The 3,086-nt window shown below is 34.7% G+C and carries 8 protein-coding genes; all 8 read left to right on the top strand.

Annotation, left to right across the window (positions count from 1 at the left end; all coding sequences use genetic code 11):
- A partial coding sequence (locus tag CDIMF43_RS12635) for an MBL fold metallo-hydrolase (protein WP_109842213.1) occupies positions 1–590 on the top strand: 590 nt, incomplete at its 5' end.
- Between the two features lie 15 nt (positions 591–605).
- Positions 606–1,424, top strand: a complete 819-nt coding sequence (locus CDIMF43_RS12630) for a DnaD domain protein (protein WP_109842212.1) — start codon at positions 606–608, stop codon at positions 1,422–1,424.
- A 3-nt stretch (positions 1,425–1,427) separates the two neighbouring features.
- The gene (locus CDIMF43_RS12625; protein ID WP_109842211.1) at positions 1,428–1,754 is read left to right on the top strand and encodes a hypothetical protein; all 327 of its coding nucleotides are present in this window, start codon (positions 1,428–1,430) and stop codon (positions 1,752–1,754) included.
- Positions 1,751–1,960 carry a hypothetical protein gene (locus CDIMF43_RS12620; RefSeq protein ID WP_109842210.1) on the top strand — a complete coding sequence of 70 codons (210 nt, stop codon included), beginning with the start codon at positions 1,751–1,753 and terminating at the stop codon, positions 1,958–1,960. Before CDIMF43_RS12625 ends, CDIMF43_RS12620 begins: the two co-directional genes overlap by 4 nt.
- A gap of 11 nt (positions 1,961–1,971) precedes the next feature.
- Entirely contained in the window at positions 1,972–2,259 is a 288-nt protein-coding gene (locus tag CDIMF43_RS12615) for a hypothetical protein (protein ID WP_109842209.1), read from the top strand.
- Between the two features lie 2 nt (positions 2,260–2,261).
- Positions 2,262–2,423 carry a hypothetical protein gene (locus CDIMF43_RS13755; RefSeq protein ID WP_167554796.1) on the top strand — a complete coding sequence of 54 codons (162 nt, stop codon included), beginning with the start codon at positions 2,262–2,264 and terminating at the stop codon, positions 2,421–2,423.
- 11 nt (positions 2,424–2,434) lie between these two features.
- Positions 2,435–2,860 carry a single-stranded DNA-binding protein gene (locus CDIMF43_RS12610; protein ID WP_109842208.1) on the top strand — a complete coding sequence of 142 codons (426 nt, stop codon included), beginning with the start codon at positions 2,435–2,437 and terminating at the stop codon, positions 2,858–2,860.
- A 62-nt stretch (positions 2,861–2,922) separates the two neighbouring features.
- Positions 2,923–3,086 (top strand): XtrA/YqaO family protein (locus CDIMF43_RS13645; protein ID WP_233218356.1); only part of this gene is annotated, 164 nt, incomplete at its 3' end.

Here is a 3,086-nt window from a genome sequence, read left to right as displayed (position 1 = left end):
AATGTGATTGGCAGTCGGTAGACGGCTGCTTAATCACTCATGAACATGGAGATCACTCTAAATATGCTAACGAGCTATTAAAAACAACTAGTATTGATGTTTTCACCAGTAAAGGAACGCAAGAAACCTTAAAGCTTCCAAGTTATCGGGTTCGTTGTTTAGAACCACTTAAACAGAAGCAAATAGGAAATTGGAGTATTATTCCTTTTCCAACGGAACACGATGCGAGCGAGCCTTTTGGCTATCTAATTCAATCAAATAAATCAAACGAAAAATTATTGTTTGCAACAGACACTTATTATATACGTTACAAATTCAACGGTATTACTCATTTAATGATCGAGTGTAATTATGCTTTAGATATTTTAAACGAGAATGTGAAAAATGGACGTATTGGCGCCTTTCTAAAGAACAGGATATTAAAGAGTCACTTCTCTTTAGAAAACGTTAAAGCGTTCATTAAAGCGAATGATTTCAGTCAATTACAAGAGGTTTGGTTGATTCATTTATCAGACAGCAATTCAGATGCTGAACGTTTCAAAAAAGAAATAAAGGCTATTACAGGTACACCAGTTTATATTGCAAATTAGAAAGGAGGTAGCGAATTGAATTATTTATCACAGTTACAAGCGTTTAGAGATTACAAGATGTATGAAACCAAGTTATCCAGTGGACAAATTGCTTTATGGTACGCATTGATGGAAATAAACAATAAATGTGCATGGATTGAATGGTTTACAGCTGCTAATCAAACGCTTGAAACCCTTTCGGGATTATCAAGAGCTGGCATTAATAAAAACAGAAATGTTTTGAAACAGCTAGGATTGATTGATTTCAAAAGTAATGGTAAAAAAGCTACTTCTTACAAGGTATGTGTACTTTATACGTCAAATAGTATACAAGACAGTACACAACAGAGTATACAACAAGGTGTACAAGGGAGTATACAAGACAGTACACAACAGAGTAGTACATTAATTAAACATAAACAAAACAAAAAAGAAACTAAACAGAAACAAGACCAGACGACGACAGCGGATGCGTATTGGCTTCAATTTGTAAATGTTGCAGAAAGTACGTTTATTCTAAAAAACATTGAGATGTGGGTAGAGGATTTTAATGGCAACGACGATATTGTTATTCATGGCATTGAAACCATGCTTGCTAACAACGTTCGTAGCTATAAGTATCTTGAAACTATCTTAAAAAATTGGGAATCGAAAGGTTTTAAAGTCAGAGAAGACGTTATAACTTTTGAAGAACAACGCAAGAAGCAGAAAGAGCCTAAAACTATTACTGGACGTAAAGAAACATTGCCAGAATGGGCTAAAGACGACTACAAAGAAGCCGAAGAAAAACCAATGAGTGAAGAGGAACAAGCTGCATTTATGGCACGGCTTAATAAACTAGGAAACGGGGACTAACAAATGTGTGTCACTAAAAATCAAGTAACCAAAATTATAGATCAATCTTTTGATAAATGGTTTAACGTTTGGTTTGAAAAATCAAATTTAGATGGAATCATCGAAAGAGCAGCTGAAAAAGGATTCCATTATTGCATAATCAATTGTAATACTGTCGCTGCATCAAGTGATATCGAAGAGCGTTGGATGAAAAATTGTCGTTTCGTTGGATCACTTAGAAATAAATACAAGGGTTTTACAGTTGAGCGTAAACATGAAACTAAAACTACGTTGTTTGGTGGAGCATTTGAAATTAACGAAGTTATTATTTCTTGGGAGGAACTGGAATGATACCACAAAATGAAGCAAGAGCCATCGCAAGTGATTATTTAATCATCAACGCATGTAAGCTTGTGAGAGTGATTTTACACGATGACCACTATGCAGTAATTGGAGAAGACCAAAACGGCAGAACGCAACTGTTAAAAGTCGCCAGTAATGGTGAGTTGTATAAACGGAAAAGTGTTTTAGAGCAGTGGCAGATTGCTTATGACTAGGAGGGTTAGCAATGAAATTATCTGAACAAGGGAGCAATCAAATAGCGGAAGGTGGCCTTTTGTTAGACCTTCCTACTAAAAATCCTAAGAAGCCTAAGAAATCTATTTTTAAAGAAGGCGACACCGTGCTTTGTTCTGATGTTGCAGGATGGAAACGTGATTTTATCGGTAATGTTCACAAAGTGAATAATGCTTCAGCAGTTATTTATATAACGATTTCTGAACCCGAAGACGATTGGAAGTTGAAGGAACACAATTATAAATGTGTGGTCAGTTTTAAAAATATGGGGAAGGTGTGATAATGGCAAAAAAATTAATCTATCGAGTAAAAATTGAAGAAGATATAAATATTATCGAAACGTTACTCAATCGGATTTATGTTGTCGCCAGAACTGAAGATGTGATTTATGAAAAACTAGTTGAGCTTCATAAAGTAATTAATGAGTTAAAAATTTTTGTTTAAGGAGAATATAAATGAATTCAGTAAGTTTAATAGGTAGATTAACAAATGTTGCTGATTTAACATACAGTTCAAATGGAATAGCACTGGCATCAGTGACCATAGCTGTTAAACGAGCATTTAAAACTAGCGATAGCGTAGAAGCTGACTTTATTAGGTTAAAAGCTTTTAGAAAAACAGCCGAATTATTGGCAAATGTTGAAAAAGGTAAAGAAATCGGAATAAGTGGATCATGGCAAACAGGAAGCTATGAGAACAATCAAGGTACGAAAGTCTATACAAATGATTGTATTGTTCAGCAAATAACGTTCATCGGCAGCAAGTCAACAAATAACGATGAAAGAGAGCATCAGCAAAGTTACCAAGCCAATCCGAATAATTACAAGCAACAAAATTACGGTAGTGAAATTGATATTAAAGATGATGATCTACCATTTTAAGAGATTTTTAAATAAAAAAGACGAGGTTTCCCCCGTTCCGCACACACATTATAACACGAGGGGTGCCGTCTTTGGAATTTAAACAAGTAGAGCTGGATCAGTTAAGTAAAGAGGAATTAAACAACATTGTAATTATTGTCAGCAATGGCATGACTAAGATGGCTCATTTGCCACCATTTGCTGATATTAAGCTTACAACGAATGATAATAAAGTCACATTAGTTAA

The organism is Carnobacterium divergens (genome assembly GCF_900258435.1).
In the GTDB taxonomy this organism is placed as follows: domain Bacteria; phylum Bacillota; class Bacilli; order Lactobacillales; family Carnobacteriaceae; genus Carnobacterium; species Carnobacterium divergens_A.
Note: the sequence above shows the minus strand (reverse complement) of the source record. Positions and strands in the feature narration are given on the sequence as shown.

Excerpts from the sequence above, each read along its gene's own strand:
- CDIMF43_RS12625 (WP_109842211.1), top strand. The coding sequence starts at position 1,428 with ATGTGTGTCACTAAAAATCAAGTAACCAAAATTATAGATCAATCTTTT.
- CDIMF43_RS12620 (WP_109842210.1), top strand. The coding sequence starts at position 1,751 with ATGATACCACAAAATGAAGCAAGAGCCATCGCAAGTGATTATTTAATC.
- CDIMF43_RS12615 (WP_109842209.1), top strand. The coding sequence starts at position 1,972 with ATGAAATTATCTGAACAAGGGAGCAATCAAATAGCGGAAGGTGGCCTT.
- CDIMF43_RS13755 (WP_167554796.1), top strand. The coding sequence starts at position 2,262 with ATGGCAAAAAAATTAATCTATCGAGTAAAAATTGAAGAAGATATAAAT.
- CDIMF43_RS12610 (WP_109842208.1), top strand. The coding sequence starts at position 2,435 with ATGAATTCAGTAAGTTTAATAGGTAGATTAACAAATGTTGCTGATTTA.